The following is a 17,145-nucleotide window of genomic DNA, read 5'->3' on the forward strand; positions in this document are numbered from 1 at the left end:
AACGCTTCACCTATATGGAGGAGAGGACCCATGTTTCAGCGCATCCTTGTGCCCCTGGACGGCTCAACACGCTCTGAACAAGCTATTCCTGTGGCGGCTCTCATCGCTCACGGCTGCGGAGCAACTCTGATCTTGCTCCGCGTAGCAAACGTGCCCAAAGAGTACGGCTTCTACCTGTTCGAGTCCTATATCGCGCAAACTCCAATTCTGATCGATCAAGTCCTCAACGAAGAGCAAGATAAAGCACGCAATTACCTAGACATCGTTCAGCAAATGCCGGAACTGGCAGGCATCCAAGTCGAACCTCTGGTCCTCAATGGCGCTGAAGCTCAGACCATACTTGAGGCAACTGAGCAACAACACGTCGATTTGATGGTGATGAGTGGTCATGGTCATAACGGCTTCAAATCAGGAACGTTGGGTAGCGTCGCGATGAAGGTTACACGCCACAGCAACTGCCCGGTTCTGGTTCTACGCCAGGAGCAAGCCAGATTGATCTCCGTCCAGACTTCAAGCAATGTGAGCATGGTCCCCATTCTGGTCGCGCTAGACGGCTCAACCTTCGCAGAGGCCGTACTTGAGCCCGCCACCACTTTGGCCCAGGCTCTCGCGATTGGCGGTCCCGGACGCCTCCATCTGCTAGAAGTGTTACGTCTACCACATCAGGGCACATTAACACAACAGGAGCGTGGAGCAATTGCGCGTTATCGCACTGAGACCAGCCATTATCTCAATGGAGTTGTGAGTAAGATCACGCAAAAAGACGACCAGAAAGCGGGCCAGACACCTCACCTGGACGTTACATGGTCACTTGAGCAAGGCCACGACGTCGCAGAGACACTGATTCACGCGGCTACTGAGGGGATTGGTCTGGGGGAAGACACGAATGAAGAGTATGGTGTGCTTGCGTTGGCGACTCATGGGCGAGGCGGGCTTCAACGCTGGGCAGTTGGTAGCACGACAGATCGCGTCATCAAATCGTCTGAACTTCCCTTGTTGATCGTGCGCCCGGCACATATGGGTGAGTGAATAACCAGAACCGGGGAGCGTTTGCTCCCCGGTCGACCATCTATTCCGCTAACAATTCAGCGCAGGCCATTGTGTCTTGCGAGTAATCACCCGAATCCTCGACGCTCCACCATACCGAGAGCACAGCCTGTGAGAAGCCCCAGCCACGCACGCGCTCACGGTCAATGCCCAATTCCTCGCTCAGGATAGCCACTCGCCGCTCCTGGACGCGCCTCGGGTCAGACCGTCGAAGAAGCCCCGGTAGCGGATTTCGCAACAGTGCCCCTACTTCGTAAGCTGGTTCACCAATTACGCCTTTAGGATCAATCGCCAGCCACAACTCCCGTTCACTTTGGAGTATGTTCTCATGGTGTAGATCACCATGTAGCAGCACAGGCGTATCCATCGAGGCTAGCAAATCCATGAAGGTGCGTTCGGCCTCGTCCAACATTCGACGTGGGAAGGGACCATAACCATCACTATAATGCGCATGCAAACGCTGAAAGCCCTTTCCCCAATCGATCACACTTGGGAATTTATGCCTCTCAGGTACAGGTCGCCAGAGTCGACGCATCACACCTGCTGCCTGTCGGGTCGCCTCCTCATCATCTTCCATCTGAATAAGCAATTCTCCAGGTGTGATATATTCCAGCAGCATCACCTCATGCTCAGGAAAAGTATCCAGCAGACGCACCATACCATGTCCCTCAAAATGGGCAATGGCACTGGACTCAAGGACAAACTCATTTGTGGGAGAGCAAGCTTTGAGTACTACTGGCATGTTGTCGCTGCGCCGACGTGCGCGTGTCACGTAATGAAATGAAAGATTGGCAAAAGGGGCTTCGATCTCTAAATCCCAGCGCTCAGCACAGGCCGCCAGGATAGCGGGAAGGCGCTCCAACCACGCTGCTCCATCTTCTCCATGTATGTCCTGCATAAAACTTTTAAATTTCAGTGGAATTACAAACATATCATTCTCCATAGAAAATCTAACATTGCTCATGATAGGGAAATTCTTGTTATGAGCACAAGGAGGTGGAGCACGGCCCAGGTGCTGAATGTTGGAAGGGTAAATGTGATCGATGACGTAAACAAGAGGAAATGCCTCAAGCGTATTTACGCGCTTAAGCGAGGAGTGATCATATTGACAGGTGGATGTGGAACAACGTCAATAATGTTGGTACATGATCTAGAACTCTCTGGCAAAACAATACTCTTACGCATAAGGTAACCGAAATCAGGACCAAAAGCAAGCCACAGCGCTCTAAACGCCCCTATACGCTGTATGGGTACGCTATTCATAACACCCAAATGCAGTCACCTGAAAGACCTGGATATCTGGTAGCACAAACTAAGCCAGAGAGGAACGATATAGCAGTGAAGCTAACCGCTCAACTAAAGCCCTCCAACGCCATAAGTCGTCACGCGCTTCATCAACGTCGGCCTCCCATCCGCAATAGCCCTCTGCTTATGAGTTGCCTGACATACCCAACGGTGCTCACGTCGATTGTAGATATTTGTAAGTGGGAGAAAGCGCTCCACCTGCGCATCTTGCAAATGCGGAGACAGATGAGCATGGTGGTGCGCACAAAGTAATGCCTCCTGCACCTGCGTTTTGAGTTGCTCTGAAACATGGCTAGCAACCACTACAATCGGACTTGTCGAAAGGCTATAACACCCCAGGCTTCGCACGCGTGCAGCTATATTCGGGCTGTTATGAATGACCAGATTGAAGAGTAAGGAATCGATAGAGGTGGCATCTACCTCCCGTTTCAGGATCAAGCGCAGAGCCTGAGCCTGTGTTGTCGTCTCCTTTATCTCACGAATACTGATCATAGGGATATCGTTTCTCTTGAGGGGGCGGTTCGCGGAACGCATTGCTCGGGCATGACAGGCCCAGATGCAGCGATATAGTTCCTCGACACAATGATATGGGCTATCATGATGTACAATAATATCGAAGAAGGAAAGATCAAGCTCCCTCGCGCCCAGGAACAAGGGTGCCGCGATTGCCTCCACCGGGCGCGAAGGCTGGCTTAACAATTGTAAGAAGTGGGGCGCGCTTACTACACCAATATCAGCAGAACCTGCAGAAAAGTCTTCCAATGCCTCCCCATTGAGAAGCAGAGTAGGAACCCTTACACTACGTTCAATATACTCCACGATGTACTGATACGGTTTGAAATAAGAGGGGTCTAGGAAGGTCTCAAAGATAAGGGTTGGGCTTTGCATACTCACTGTATGTCCCCTTCCTGGCGCAAAGGGCGAACCTTGCCCTCACAAACTAACACAATCATTAGTTATAAGGTCAACCACTTTGAGTATAGGATGTGCTCACATTTTATGTCAAGGCACGCTCTCCAATCTCGCGGGGATTTTGATTCGTTCCTCATGTCCGCACTGACTCGCTTCACATACTCCAGTAAATGAGCCTCACAAGCGCGACCAGTCTCTTAGGCAGGAATGTTCTGACAATCCCCGGACAGTCACGAAAGATACTTTTCATTTAGGATACATTAGCCTCTGGAGCCAATGTCGCCAATAGCGAACGAGCCGCGCGACTGAGATATGCCTGGCGACGATAAATAACCATCACAGGCACAAGCGTTTGCAATTTGGCTATAGGCAATATTCGCACTGTTCCCAGGCGTAATTCCTCTTCAACACTGCTTTCAGGCAATAACCCAATCCCAAAATCTGCCTCAATGAGGCGTTTCTGGGCCGTCAAACTATCAATTACGATTCTTTCAGCGGCATCTAATTCATGGAGCACCAATTGACGTTCGAGGACACGCGCGAATGGCTCGCCGGATGAACCCACATTGAGAGGAAAGGTAACCCAGGGAACGCTGTGCAAAGCCGCAGGCTCGCCAGGCTCTTCAGCGAAGAAACGCGATTGAGCGGCACTGACGACCAGCAAAGGCTCATTTATGGCAAGTACCGAACGGATATCCGGTCTTGGATCAACAAAATATCTTAGGCCTAGTTGCGCGTCCCCCTGTTGCACCAGCGTACTGACCTCGTCACTTCGCGCGGTGCGCAGCTTTAAATGCACTCGCGGATATGCTCTATGAAAGGTTTGCAGATGTGTCGTCAGTTGGGTGCTGGCAAGCGTTCCCACCAGCGCTAGCGTAATACTTCCCGCTTCATCCTCTTCAAGCGCGCGTACGGCTGCCCTTCCGTCCTCTACCCCTGCCAAAATTTGTTGTGCGTGTGGCAGAAACGCTCGTCCAGCCTCGCTGAGCCGAATTCCACCGGGGAGTCGCTCAAAAAGAGGAGCTCCTAGCTCGCGTTCCAGCAGCTCGATTCTCCGGCTGACTGCCGGTTGCGATAAGTGCAAAAGTTCTGCCGCTCGGGTGAAGCCTCCAACCCGGTTAATGGTAACAAATGCTTCAATCTCACTAAGTTCCATAGCCATCATTATAGCTGATGGCAAAGATAAACTCTATCTATTAGACATATGAGGATATTGACCTCTATACTTGCCTTACGCCATAAATGAGCGCTTTCAACCTACAAAAGGAGAGAATCATCCATGTCCATACCTTCTGATCCACTTACGGCTGTAACTCATAGCAATCCCTATCCCTACTACGCGCACCTGGTCGAGCATCGCCCCATATATCGTGACACAACATCTGGTCTCTGGGTCGCATCCAGTGCTAACGCCGTGTCCGCAGTCCTAACAAGCACAATCTGCCGGGTGCGCCCTCTGGCGGAACCAGTTCCTAGCGCGCTGCTCGGATCACCCGCCGCCTCCATATTTCGTCATCTTGTGCGTATGAATGATGGTGAGGCCCATTGCCCATTCAAGCAAGCTATAACCTGCGCGCTACACTCACTCGACGCGCGCTCAGTAACAGAGCAATGCGACATATGGGCCGATTTTCTTTTGCGCGAGCACCAGGAATCTCGTTCAATACAAGGTTTTGCCTTCAATCTGCCAGTCTATGTCATCGCGAGCCTTCTTGGCATTCCCCAGGACAAGCTATATCACACAGCGCTGTGGGTTAGTGATTTTGTACGTTGCATCGCACCCGCGAGCAGTACAGAGCAAATCGAGCGAGGCAAGCTCGCGGCTGGTCATTTGTTTGATCTCTTTCACACTCTCTTGCAGACTCATACAGATAGAGCAAGTTCAAACCTTCTCATGGCCCTGAAATTACAGGCGCAGGACATCAGATGCGAGGACCGGGACACCATCGTTGCTAACAGTATAGGTTTCCTATCCCAAGCCTACGAGGCGACGGCTGGCTTGATCGGAAATACGATTGTTGCACTGGCAACCCATCACCATGCTTATGAGCAGGTACGATCTAATCCCACATATCTCAGTCTTATTATTGAAGAGGTGCTTCGTTATGATCCTCCCATTCAGAATACACGTCGTTTTCTCGCGCAGGATGGATATATAGCAGGGCAGAAGATGCAAGTGGGTGATACAGTGCTTGTTGTGCTAGCCGCCGCGAACCGCGATCCAGATATCAACCCGCACTCTGAACGTTTTGAGGCTATCAGAGATCAGCGGCGCATGTTTACCTTTGGCGCAGGCCCTCATATCTGTCCAGGACAAACACTTGCCGCGATAATAGCACAGTCAGGCATCAGGCGCTTGCTAGCAGCGGGATTTGCACCTGAACATCTTACCTGCAATGTTACTTATCGCCCCTCCGCTAACGCTCGCATCGCGCTTCTCGTACCACCAGACGGCAAATAAAGAGCGGCAAAACCATTTCTGTAACGCCAATACACACTAAGAAGGAGTCAAGATCTATGATTGCTGTAATATTCGAAGTTTGCCCTAAGGATGAGCACAAACAAACGTACCTCGATATTGCTGCCCACTTGAAACCACAACTTAGCGAAATCGACGGCTTTCTCTCAATAGAGCGTTTTGAAAGCCTTAGCACTCCTGGCAAAATCCTCTCACTCTCCTTCTGGCGAGATGAAAAAGCGATTCAAGAATGGCGTCAACGAGAAGAACATCGCTCAGCACAAGCCAGGGGACGTGCGACTCTTTTCCAGGACTATCGACTCAGAATCGCCAGCATTGTTCGGGATTATGGCATGTTTGAGCGCGAACAAGCCCCTTTGGATAGCCAGGAATTCCATCATTAAATGTTCCATGTCTCCCTGCCACAGAAACTAACATAAATATAGTAGGTTGACAAAGGAAAGCAAGATGTGTTATTATTCCACCAACGGAATAGAAGTTTCTAACATATTGTTAGTAAATGTAGTGAGAGCTAGAAGAGCTCCCAGACTCACATCAACCATACCAGTGATCGATATGGGGATTTCTAGAAAGACAGAACTTGCATGGAACTATCACTTGGACTGCTTATCATCCGTATTGTAGTTGGTCTACTTTTAATTGGGCACGGCTCACAGAAGGCTTTTGGCTGGTTCGGGGGAGGTGGTTTCGCTGGAACAGTTGGCTTCCTCAAATCGATAGGCTTCAAGCCCGCTGGATTTTGGGTTTTGCTCGGTGTCTCAGGCGAAATTATAGGTGGTCTGCTCTTCCTGCTTGGCCTGCTGACTCCACTGGGAGCGGCTGCAATCTTCGCCAGCATGCTTATGGCTGTTATCAAAATGCACTGGAAAGCGGGCCTCTGGAGCCAGAATGGCGGCTATGAATACCCCTTGGTCTTGGCGATTGTCGCCCTGGCTGTTGGTCTGATTGGCCCCGGCAGTTACTCTATCGACGCCCTGCTTGGTTTCACGCTTCCCACATTCATTTTCTGGAGCCTGATTGTACTCTCCATCATTGTTGACCTTGTGGGCCGCGCTATCAGTAACCAGACGAGCGCTGCAAAGGAAAAGCAGCAGGCAGCATAAGATTTTCACGTCTGCCTTCCTCATTGTGACCCCTCCCCGAACTAGTACGGGGAGGGGCCTTTTTATTTCATGCTTCACATATGCAACCACTTCGCTTGAGCAGCGGCGTCCTGGGTGCATACATAGCGCAGACATAAGCACCGCGCCTGCATATAACGCAGATTCTCTTCTTATACTAAGTGTTACACGTCCGTTCGCGCCTGACGGAGCGCACGATTAAAGCTTGCCGCGATAGCGACAGCCAGTTGAGGCAGGAAAGTAATCAGGATCGTTGCAGAAGGGCCTGTGTACTGTAAAAGCGCGCCCGTCGCAGCGATACCCAGAGGTTGACCCCCAAATGCTACGATACGGAAAATACTATTGACACGCCCCTGAAGCTCGTCTGGTATACGCGTCACACGATAGCTATACTGCGCCACCATGTAGATTGGCACGACGGCATACCCCAGGCAGTTCAATACCATCAGCACCAGCGGATTGGGCGCGACAATATACATGAGCCACATCAAAGCCCAAACCCACGCAGACAACGTTATCAAGCGCGTAAATCCTAACCATCTCTGCAAGGGCGCGGACAGAAGCGCTCCCAGGATGCTCCCTAAACCGCCTGCCGCGAAGATGTATCCCGTCGTTACGGTGTCAGCTCGCATTCCCTGAGCCAACACAACCATCAAGAGCGAGTACCCTGCGCATGGCACCATCAGGCCCGCCGTGAGGATACCCAGAAAGCGTACCAAAGGCTCCTTCCAGAGCCATGTCAACCCATCTTTGATATCTCGCAAGATACCCGAAGCTGACATACCATGCCCCTCATTCTGAAAATTAGCACGAATGAGCGCCAGCGAGAGGGCGGATAGCGCGAACGATAACGTGTCTATGACAAAGGGTAGCATCGGGCTAACATTATATAAGAAACCACCGAAGAGGGGTCCCACCATCAGGGCTACTGAATTGATAACCTCGTTCTGCCCACTGGCAGACGAAATCTGCTCACTCGGCACGACATGCCGTAGCGCGGAACTCTCAGCCATCTGATAGAAGACAAAGAATGCCCCTTGAAGTGTCGCGGCCACGCAGAGGTGAAGCAGCGTCAGATGCCCTAGCCACCATGCCAGGGGAATGCTGAAAGTCACCAGTGCGCTTCCCCACTCACACCCGATCATTAGCCGCTTGCGATTCCAGCGGTCAGCGAAAGCCCCCGCAAGCAGGCTCAAGAGATTCATCACTAGGCTACGTATAGAGATAACTAAGCCAGCCTGAACGGCTGATCCTGTTATCGCTAATGTCAGGAGCGGCAACGCGAAGTCGCTGGTATAAGATCCGAATGCAGAGGCTCCTTGCCCACCCACGAGCAGAAGATACGAGGCATTGCGCCAGAAGGGTCGAGGTTGCGAACGAGGCTGAGTAGCCTTGTCAGACTGTATGGTTTGCATAAATAGGGTGCTCCATTCAAATCGAGAAGAAAACAATGGTCGTAGGAGAGGAGCACCACCAGGAATCACAACAGAAGCATAATGAAGGACCAGCGGTGCCCCATAGCGTGACACCACCAGCATTGCGGTAAGGAAGAAAGACCATCGCGAAGAGGAGAGGAGAAAACATATTCGCATAGTAAATAGAACACCCGCTACGCTATCCGGCGTGATAATTAAACGAACCGGACACGCACTCGTATTCTCTCTGCTACGCCTTTATTTCCGCCGCATAAGCCTGGCACTGACGCGCTTATGCGGCCACAACCTCCATGAAGATAATGATTTCCGCTGCGTTATTCATAAACCGAAGATAACATATACTCTTCCTACTCGTCAAGAGCATACAGCAAACCATTCATTTGCCTGGGCACAGCCGCCTGAGATGCTCAGATGTCGCGCAACATACACTCAGCCTGAGCTGGAAGCATAAGGCGGCTAGCTTCGCCGCCTTAGCGGCGGCGTTGGCGAATACTTTTCTTAACAAGCTCCTGCCATCGAAATGTCTCCCCCGCATGCTCTTCACATTGAGAGCACGCAAAGTAAACCAAAGAACTACTGGCATTTGGGCTTGCTTTCGACTATAGTTGAGAGAAATGAGAAATCTTGAGCAAAGAGAGGGATAGAGAGTTGCCTAAAGAAATCCAGACGCTCGAACCAACCGAAATAAAAACCACGCAGACCCCACGTAGCCGTGCCGAAAGCTATGCCTATCTATTTCTGGCAGTCCTGTGCCTGATTGACTTCCTTTCCTTTACCTTCCATGTCTCCTTTTACTGGTATGTAGAGATACCTCATTTCATCATCACGACTGTGGCATTAATCGCGGCTTGCTACTGGCTCCGCTTCCGCAAGGCCTGGGCAAGGCTGGGCATCATGGTCTTCCTTTGCCTGGTGAATTATCTCATCATCATCGCGGGAATAGCGACCTATACCGCCAAATGACCCCAATTTACTAAGTATAATTGGGCGACTTCTGGCAATCAAGCCGCCCAAACATCAAGCTACCTCGCGCTAAACAAACCAAAATCCATATTGAAATGGATTTTGCCCTGGCGTGCTAGAAGCTGATCGATGGCTTCCTCCACCGGGAGAAGCTTCGCCGGGTCCTGCTGATCCTCCTTACTCAAACCCGAACGAGCCAACTCCATGAGAGTCTCCCGATCACCAACCGTCATGTGTTTCTCAACGCGATCAAGCTCGACACGTGAAAACCAGCGTGCAATCTGTTCTTTCCCATTCTCGATACTAAAACCAAGGGATGAACTCAGCCATGAATCAGGAATAATCTGATGCATCAATTGGCTCAGGCTCAACACGGCAGTATCACCAATGCTGGTCGCGTAGAAGCGTCCTCCTGGCTTGAGCACACGGCTAACCTCCGCGAGCGCACGAGCGAGATCGGGGACATGATAAAGCATGGCGTTGGCGATGATGACATCAAAGTAAGCATCAGGATAGGGTATAGCTTGAGCGTCAATTACCTCGAACGTAAAGTCTTGAGCTTTCTCGCCAAGATTTGTACGCGCATCCTGCAACATACCAGACGAGAAATCTGAAAGCGTCACCCTCCAGGTCGATGGCACACGCTCTATATTCTCCAACCAGAGGAAGCCCGGCCCACATCCTAGCTCTAAAACCGCTCCATCTGAAGCAAGCTCTATATGATCAAAGATCCAGCGGTACCAGGAACGCTGCATCGCGCCCATCCGCCTCAACGCGTGTAGACGCAACGAAAAGTTCGAGGCATCCTTATACTGATCATTGAGCAGATAGTTTTGATTAATCATATCTGACATACACATTCTCACTCTCTATTGCTACCAATTAGCACAACAGCCGACTTATCCCTTCCCTTCCAGCATACGCCCCCCACAGATAACAAATACAGAAGCAAAACTAGCAATCTCCGCCCGGATCGAGTATGATGTCTTTTGCAAAATCTATCTCCTATAGGTCTGGTTCCACCTGGGAGATGCCGAGCGCCCTGACCAGATCGCAACCCTTGGTCGCGGAGGATTGAGGCGCCACGCTTAAAGAACCCGCGAATGATTGATCCTTCATCGAAGATCAATGCATCCTGTCCCATCCCTACTCCCCATGAGGAGACTCATGACAACAGCCAAGTACAGCGTCGCCTCTACCACCAAAGAGGCGAAGAGCTCTCTGGTGGCCAAGGAAAGAGAGATCATCGCCGCCTTCGAGGAGCGATTCGGCTGGATGGTGAGCATCACCTTCCAGCGCGGGACCTTCGGAGTGACCGTCGAGGTCACCGCCTCCCTGGAGAGCGTCACCGACACGAAGCTGGAGGAAGCCCTGAAGAAGGTCGTAGACTCCATCCTCGGAAAAGAGTAAGGCAAGGGCAGCGAGCAGGCAGGCCAGCAGCGACTGGCTCGCCCGCTCGCTCTTTTATCATCCCTTGTAAAGCCCCCCAAAGGTTGGCCTCTCCTATCAACCTGCGCCTTGCAATACATTCGCCTGAGTTCAATCTCCTGAACCGTTATGCAAACGTTGTTTGCATATGTTGTTTGGAACTTACTATTTGTGTCTTTCGCTCTATTGTTAGACAATATAACTTGTGTAAGAGCACCCACTGATCCTTACACAAGTTGTAGTATTTGAAGAAACGAAGGAGTTTTGTGCATATGGCAAGCATGACAGGGGTGGTATTACCGGGTAATCGCCAGCTTGAGTTCCGCGAATATCCCATACCAGAACCAGGACATGGGCAAGTCCTCATTCGTATGAAAGCCTCATCGCTCTGTGGCAGCGACCTGCGCGCCATCTACCGTCCTACAGAGCAGGGGAGCGGTCCCGAAGCATATCGCGGAGTTATCGCAGGGCATGAGCCATGCGGTATCATAGAGCAGGTTGGACCGGGCACACATCGTTTCCATGAAGGTGATCGCGTGATCGTCTACCACATCTGTGGGTGTGGGCAATGCCAGGCATGCCGAGGCGGGTGGATGATCAGTTGCGAGGGCGAAGGGAGAGCCGCCCACGGCTGGCAGCGCGATGGTGGGCACGCCGAATTCATGCTCGCGGACGAGCGAACTCTCGTCGCGCTCCCTGACGAACTCACCTACCTGGATGGCGCGATGGTCGCCTGTGGAATCGGGACCGCCTATGCCGCTAGCCTGCGCGCGAATGTCTCAGGTCGTGATGTTGTGCTCATCACTGGCCTCGGTCCTGTAGGAGTGGGCGCAGCGCTACTCTGCAAGGCCATGGGAGCGCGGGTTGTGGGAGTTGAAGCCATCCCTGAACGCATTGAACTTGCGCGAAAACTTGGGATTATGGATATTGTCTCTCCCACAGACCAGGACGCAGTTACCACTTTGCGCGCATATACAGGCGGTCACGGCTTTGAAGTCGCCATAGACTGCTCAGGTAACGCCAACGCACGCCATATGTGCCTGGAACTGGCCCGTGAATGGGGGCGCGTGGTCTATGTTGGCGAGGGTGGAACTGTCTCGTTTGAACCAAGCCCACTACTCATCCATAAACAACTCTCGCTCTATGGTTCCTGGGTATGTAGCCTGCCCCAGATGGAAGAGCTAGTAGAGAAACTTGTTCGCTGGCAACTCCACCCTGAGGTTATGGTCACACATCGCTTCCCGCTTGCCCAAGCCCGAGAAGCCTATGAGCTCTTTGATAGTGGCAAGACTGGCAAGGTCGCCATAGTCTGGGAGTAATCATCTGAGCGGCCTCTGAGCAGGTTAAAAATCCGTGCTTACATATGGATGGCTTAAACCTGCACAGGGACCTTAATTGATCTGTCCTCCGCGATAAGCCACAGATCATTAAATGCAGAAAGGGCCGCGCCTTTGTTTCCCAAAGCGCGACCTTTTCTACAGCATACCGCTATGAGTTCTCAGGAAGCAGTAAATATCCATAATTGAGGACACAATAAACGTAAATACCAGTCCCTCTGAGCTTACCTCGAATTCGATCGATATGCTTATCCATCATCATTCGTACCTTGTCATCGATCTTGTATTCATAGGCCATCCGCGCCAGATCCGCATAGGTCACTGGCTGACCATAACGCAAGGGAAAGAGCAAGCGATACTCCGTCGCAGTAAGCATTATCTGCGAACCATCAATGGCGATACAATGTCGTCTGGTGTCCCACTGCACATCCCGTACTCCTATCGCTGTTTGTTCGTGAATCTCTACCGGAGCAAATAAGCGATGGGAAATTGCCATGTAGATAATCTCCTTCCATAGAGAAGACATATTCCTTACGAAAACCTGAGCGCATAGCATTAGCCGCAAAGTGACAAGAGTTTTCTCAGAAAACCACGCGGACAAATATCTGAAGTAGAGGTATGCTCTAAAAGAGTATTAATAATCTATTATTCCATAAATGCAATAACAATGTCACACTTAGATACCAAATGGCCTATATGCCCTTATCACGACATTCTATTACATCTGCTATATCGCAGCCCCCCATTATTTATAACGACTCCATTTAAACCACAGATATGACAGCAAGACCCTCCCCTCCCCATCACCCTTGTGCGTGAGATACAATAAGCTATATACGCCGATTGCATCGGCTATCCCATTCCTGGATGAGTATATCCCGCCACTCCTGATATACTTAAAATGACAAACATAAAGACATTTCCTAGAGGAGATTTTTAGCATGGCTACTACTGGTACAAGCCGTACGCCCCTCACCCAGCTTGAAAGCTGGAAGGCGCTTGAGGAGCACTACCAGAAGACAAAAGATATCGAACTACGCACCTTATTCGCGGAGGACGCGACACGCGGCGAACGTTTCACAACTGAAGCTGTTGGGCTTTACTACGACTATTCAAAGAACCGCGTCACCAGCGAGACACTTGCCCTCTTACAGAAGCTTGCCCAGGAGGTAGGTCTTCGCGAGCGTATTGACGCGATGTTCGGCGGCGAGAAGATCAACATTACCGAACAGAGAGCCGTCCTGCACGTCGCACTACGCGCGCCCAAAGACCAGACCATCCTCGTTGACGGTCAGAACGTCGTCCCCGAGGTTCATGAGGTTCTGGACAAGATGAGCGCCTTCTCCGACCGTGTCCGGAGTGGTGAATGGAAGGGCTATACTGGTAAACGTATCCGCAATATCATTAACATTGGTATCGGCGGCTCCGATCTCGGCCCGGACATGGCCTACCAGGCTCTTCGCTACTACAGCGACCGCGACCTGAACGTCCGCTTTGTCTCCAACGTGGACGGAACACATTTCGCGGAAGCCACGCGCGACCTCAATCCCGAAGAGACACTTTTCATTGTGTCCTCGAAGACTTTTACGACTATCGAGACCATGACCAACGCGCGCACAGCACGCGCCTGGACATTGAAAGCGCTCAAGGACGAGACAGCCATCGCTCGCCACTTCGTCGCGGTCTCCACCAACGCCGAAGAAGTTCAAAAGTTCGGCATTGATACCGCGAACATGTTTGGCTTCTGGGACTGGGTCGGAGGACGCTATTCCTATGATTCCGCTATTGGCCTCTCACTAATGATCGCCATCGGACCAGAGAACTTCCGCAGAATGCTCGCTGGCTTCCATGAGATGGATGAGCACTTCCGCACTGCTCCCTTCGAGCGCAACCTTCCCGTTCTCCTGGGCCTTATCGGCATCTGGTACAATAACTTCTTCGGCGCACAGACAGTCGCAGTGCTCCCTTACGAGCAGTACCTGAAGAAGCTCAGTGCATACCTGCAACAGCTTGACATGGAGAGCAACGGCAAGCACGTGAATGAAGCTGGACAAGACGTGAATTACCAGACAGGACCAATTATCTGGGGCCAGCCAGGCACCAATGGTCAACATGCCTTTTACCAGCTTATCCACCAGGGAACCAAACTCATCCCCTGCGATTTCATTGGCTTCTACCAATCGCTGAACATTCTTCCGCCTCATCATGATCTCTTGATCGCCAACATGATCGCGCAAGCGGAAGCTCTAGCCTTTGGCAAGACCGCCGAAGAGCTCAAAGCCGAGGGCAGCCCCGAGTACCAGATACCTCACCGTGTCTGTAAGGGAAACCGCCCATCGAACACCATCTTCGCCGAGCGCCTGACGCCCGAAGCTCTTGGTAAGATCATCGCGCTCTATGAGCATAAGGTCTTTGTCCAGGGAACCGTCTGGAACATCGACTCCTTCGACCAGTGGGGCGTAGAACTCGGTAAAGTTCTAGCTAAGCGCATCATTCCCGAGCTCCAGAGTGAGCAGGAGCCCGAGCTCAAACACGACAGCTCCACCAACCAACTCATCCAGCGCTATCGTCAGCACAAAAATCATGCATAGGCCAGTTAAGACAGGCTCAACGACGATTTCCCGTCATTGCATCTAACGAAAGTGGGCGAGTGTGATGGATAATCTATCACACTCGCCCACTTTCGTGCCACTCAATCCCCTTCACAGTTAAGCGATTTTCAGCTATATTATTGTTGAGTTCCCGCACAAATTTCGAGAATACTGGCTCTATAGCGACAAAACAAAATAGGAAATATATGCAACAATCATCCCTGATGATCTTCTGTGAAGCATGTGGTTTAGCCAACAAATCGGAAGCTAGCCACTGCTCCTCTTGCCAGCACCCACTTACACCTGAGCCCAGTGAACCCATTCCAACGCCAATCGCTTCCATTATTACCACGCCACCTCCCGCTCAAATAGTTCCTCCTCGCGTTCTCCTGGCTCAGGATAAGCAGAGCGCACCCACGATCCTATCTCAATCCCCTGAGTGTGATTTTCAGCCGGGTAGTATTCTTGCGGGACGCTATCAGATACAGGAGAAGGTAGGACAAGGGGGCTTTTCCACTGTCTATCGGGCTGTGGATCAACAATCGCGCGGCAAAAATAGTCTGGTAGCGATAAAACGCATCCAACTCAACCAGCTCACTTCTAGCCAAATCATTGACGCCACTGAGACATTCAACCGCGAGGTCGCAATTCTACAACGCCTCAAAGATATACCTGGCATACCAGCCTATTATGGGCATCTGGCTGACACTCAAAACTGGTATCTCATCACACAATATATTGAGGGTCAGACATTGGAGACATATTTGCAAAACACGCCGAATGGTTACCTCGACGAAAAAGAGGTTATCAAGCTGGGTATAGAGATCACGGATATCCTGACCCCCTGTATATCAACACTCCACCGATCATTTTCCGTGACCTCAAACCCTCCAATATCATGCTTACCCCTGACCACAAATTCTTCCTGATTGATTTCGGTATAGCACGCACCTTCACGCGTGGCAAGGCAAAAGACACAATACCACTTGGATCGCCCGGCTATGCTCCACCCGAACAATACGGACGAGCTCAGACCAACCAGCGCTCAGACATTTACAGCCTGGGCGCGACATTGCAAACCCTGGTCACAGGTCGCGAGCCACTAGAACTAAGCAGCGGCGAACCTTCACGTAATCCCAATGGACCATCCCGCAAACTTCGCAAACTACTTGCTAAAATGCTCTCGGCAGATGCAGCGAGACGCCCTGCCACCATGTCGCGAGTCAAAGAATACTTAACATCTCTTCAGTATCGCCCAATAAATATCTTTCTATCAGGGGCAGTTTTTGGCTTTATCTATAGCCTCTTCATACCATTTACAACATACTTCAAAGGTCTGATATGGGTGGGCCTGTTAGCTTTACCTATCGCGAAAAGTGTTGAAATGCTCATCAGCAAAATGCGCAAACAACCTATGGAAACGCCAAAGGGATTAAGGCGTTACTGGTGGCTTGGTATGCTCATTGGCACATTGCCAATGATGTTGTTTATGATGTTATTCACACATTCTTAAATTCGCCATTGGGAGAAAGCAGGGTAGCAAAGTCAATAAGTCCCACATACCCCTACCACATCTACATAAGAGAAACAATTGAAGAGGCCGAGGAGGATGGTGCGCAACTAAGAAATCTAAAGCTACGAATCCTGTGAGAACACGACCCGCTTTGTTGGCTGAATGATAAGCTCACGATACATGACCCCCATAGCCTCAGGTGGATAGGGCATATCCTTTTCCAGCCACCACTGAATCAGGGCAATAGAGGAAGAAACCATATGATAAGCAGCCACCTCCACAGGCACAGGGCAACCAGGGCGACTCCCAGCCTGGCTTAAAACACCCTTCTCACCTCGCTCAATCGCCTTCTGCATTAACAATGAGGACCCCCGGCTACTCAAGAGCACACGAACAACCTCTTCATGTTCCGCCACATAACGAAAGAGCAACGTTCCTGTTACCGCGGCATCTACCGCACTCGACATCGCTGGCAACAATTCCATCAATTCATTCAATACGACATCCAGCACATCGCGCAGCAAAGCATCCTTATCCGGATAGTGCCGAAAGAACGTAGCATATCCTATTTCTGCGCGCTCAGTAATATCACGAATCGTGATTGTATCATATCCTTGCTCCAGCGTTAACGCGATAAGAGCTTCTGCTAGTAGATGTTGAGTGCGCTTCACACGCCTATCCTGAGCCATTGAGCATCCTGCCTACCTCTCAACTCCCTCAACTTTTTAGGGAGCAATGAAGAGACACTTTCATCGAACTTTGCCTATCATCATACCACGCCCTGCTACCTCTCCCAAATATGCGCTCCATCATTATGCAACGGCTCTAATACCATACAAGCACCCATATAATCCTTGATTCTGCGCAGATCTTCGTACTATAAGAAATACATGGCCCCCAAAGCTCTAAAAGCCTCTTCCTGGTATGGCTTTACAATTCAAAGCGACAGCCTCCACACAAAAGTACAAAGCACCCACATCTCTCACAGGCTTGACCTTTTACCACTTTCTGAT

Annotated in this window: 17 protein-coding genes; 10 read left to right on the forward strand and 7 right to left on the reverse strand. The window is 51.0% G+C overall.

What is annotated here, in order from left to right; genetic code table 11:
• Nucleotides 1-30: 30 nt before the first annotated feature.
• Entirely contained in the window at nt 31-1,029 is a 999-nt protein-coding gene (locus K3T82_RS36755) for a universal stress protein (protein WP_220198483.1), read from the forward strand.
• 40 nt (nt 1,030-1,069) lie between these two features.
• Here K3T82_RS36755 and K3T82_RS36760 read toward each other — a convergent pair whose 3' ends face one another.
• The 3 genes from K3T82_RS36760 to K3T82_RS36770 all read right to left on the reverse strand — a co-directional run bounded on the left by K3T82_RS36760 (nt 1,070) and on the right by K3T82_RS36770 (nt 4,444).
• Nucleotides 1,070-1,978, reverse strand: a complete 909-nt coding sequence (locus K3T82_RS36760; RefSeq protein WP_220198484.1) for an aminoglycoside phosphotransferase family protein — start codon at nt 1,976-1,978, stop codon at nt 1,070-1,072.
• Nucleotides 1,979-2,403: 425 nt separating this feature from the next.
• A complete protein-coding gene (locus K3T82_RS36765) occupies nt 2,404-3,240 on the reverse strand; it encodes a PhnD/SsuA/transferrin family substrate-binding protein (RefSeq protein ID WP_236031816.1) in 837 nt (278 codons plus the stop codon).
• A 274-nt stretch (nt 3,241-3,514) separates the two neighbouring features.
• Nucleotides 3,515-4,444 (reverse strand): LysR family transcriptional regulator, encoded by a 930-nt coding sequence (locus K3T82_RS36770; RefSeq protein WP_220198486.1) that lies wholly within the window; start codon nt 4,442-4,444, stop codon nt 3,515-3,517.
• 99 nt (nt 4,445-4,543) lie between these two features.
• On the opposite strand from K3T82_RS36770, the gene K3T82_RS36775 reads away from it, so the two are divergent.
• From K3T82_RS36775 to K3T82_RS36785, 3 genes are all read left to right on the forward strand, one after another.
• On the forward strand, nt 4,544-5,725 hold the full coding sequence (locus K3T82_RS36775; protein ID WP_220198487.1) for a cytochrome P450: 1,182 nt from the start codon (nt 4,544-4,546) through the stop codon (nt 5,723-5,725).
• A gap of 56 nt (nt 5,726-5,781) precedes the next feature.
• The gene (locus tag K3T82_RS36780) at nt 5,782-6,126 is read left to right on the forward strand and encodes an antibiotic biosynthesis monooxygenase family protein (RefSeq protein ID WP_220198488.1); all 345 of its coding nucleotides are present in this window, start codon (nt 5,782-5,784) and stop codon (nt 6,124-6,126) included.
• A gap of 201 nt (nt 6,127-6,327) precedes the next feature.
• Nucleotides 6,328-6,846, forward strand: coding sequence for a DoxX family protein (locus tag K3T82_RS36785; RefSeq protein ID WP_220198489.1), 519 nt, complete (start codon nt 6,328-6,330; stop codon nt 6,844-6,846).
• A gap of 182 nt (nt 6,847-7,028) precedes the next feature.
• On the opposite strand, the gene K3T82_RS36790 is transcribed toward K3T82_RS36785, so the two are convergent.
• The gene (locus K3T82_RS36790) at nt 7,029-8,279 is read right to left on the reverse strand and encodes an MFS transporter (RefSeq protein ID WP_220198490.1); all 1,251 of its coding nucleotides are present in this window, start codon (nt 8,277-8,279) and stop codon (nt 7,029-7,031) included.
• Between the two features lie 669 nt (nt 8,280-8,948).
• Here K3T82_RS36790 and K3T82_RS36795 point away from each other — a divergent pair.
• Nucleotides 8,949-9,263: a hypothetical protein gene (locus tag K3T82_RS36795; protein ID WP_220198491.1), complete on the forward strand. Its 315-nt coding sequence runs from the start codon at nt 8,949-8,951 to the stop codon at nt 9,261-9,263.
• Between the two features lie 59 nt (nt 9,264-9,322).
• On the opposite strand, the gene K3T82_RS36800 is transcribed toward K3T82_RS36795, so the two are convergent.
• Complete coding sequence (locus K3T82_RS36800; protein WP_220198492.1) at nt 9,323-10,117, reverse strand: class I SAM-dependent methyltransferase; 795 nt, start codon at nt 10,115-10,117, stop codon at nt 9,323-9,325.
• Between the two features lie 313 nt (nt 10,118-10,430).
• On the opposite strand from K3T82_RS36800, the gene K3T82_RS36805 reads away from it, so the two are divergent.
• Both K3T82_RS36805 and K3T82_RS36810 read left to right on the forward strand, forming a co-directional pair.
• On the forward strand, nt 10,431-10,673 hold the full coding sequence (locus K3T82_RS36805) for a hypothetical protein (protein ID WP_220198493.1): 243 nt from the start codon (nt 10,431-10,433) through the stop codon (nt 10,671-10,673).
• A 299-nt stretch (nt 10,674-10,972) separates the two neighbouring features.
• The gene (locus tag K3T82_RS36810; protein ID WP_420799386.1) at nt 10,973-12,010 is read left to right on the forward strand and encodes a zinc-dependent alcohol dehydrogenase family protein; all 1,038 of its coding nucleotides are present in this window, start codon (nt 10,973-10,975) and stop codon (nt 12,008-12,010) included.
• A gap of 169 nt (nt 12,011-12,179) precedes the next feature.
• On the opposite strand, the gene K3T82_RS36815 is transcribed toward K3T82_RS36810, so the two are convergent.
• Nucleotides 12,180-12,524, reverse strand: a complete 345-nt coding sequence (locus K3T82_RS36815) for a helix-turn-helix domain-containing protein (RefSeq protein ID WP_220198495.1) — start codon at nt 12,522-12,524, stop codon at nt 12,180-12,182.
• 445 nt (nt 12,525-12,969) lie between these two features.
• Between K3T82_RS36815 and pgi the strand changes: the two genes are divergently transcribed.
• From pgi to K3T82_RS49365, 3 genes are all read left to right on the forward strand, one after another.
• Entirely contained in the window at nt 12,970-14,619 is a 1,650-nt protein-coding gene (pgi, locus tag K3T82_RS36820) for a glucose-6-phosphate isomerase (RefSeq protein ID WP_220198496.1), read from the forward strand.
• A 206-nt stretch (nt 14,620-14,825) separates the two neighbouring features.
• Entirely contained in the window at nt 14,826-15,548 is a 723-nt protein-coding gene (locus K3T82_RS49360; RefSeq protein WP_220198497.1) for a protein kinase domain-containing protein, read from the forward strand.
• Nucleotides 15,518-16,132: a protein kinase domain-containing protein gene (locus K3T82_RS49365; RefSeq protein WP_220198498.1), complete on the forward strand. Its 615-nt coding sequence runs from the start codon at nt 15,518-15,520 to the stop codon at nt 16,130-16,132. The genes K3T82_RS49360 and K3T82_RS49365 overlap by 31 nt, the downstream gene beginning before the upstream one ends.
• Before the next feature lie 122 nt (nt 16,133-16,254).
• On the opposite strand, the gene K3T82_RS36835 is transcribed toward K3T82_RS49365, so the two are convergent.
• Nucleotides 16,255-16,821 carry a TetR/AcrR family transcriptional regulator gene (locus tag K3T82_RS36835; RefSeq protein ID WP_220198499.1) on the reverse strand — a complete coding sequence of 189 codons (567 nt, stop codon included), beginning with the start codon at nt 16,819-16,821 and terminating at the stop codon, nt 16,255-16,257.
• Between the last annotated feature and the right edge of the window lie 324 nt (nt 16,822-17,145).

Source organism: Ktedonospora formicarum, from assembly GCF_016587355.1.
Taxonomy (GTDB): domain Bacteria; phylum Chloroflexota; class Ktedonobacteria; order Ktedonobacterales; family Ktedonobacteraceae; genus Ktedonobacter; species Ktedonobacter formicarum.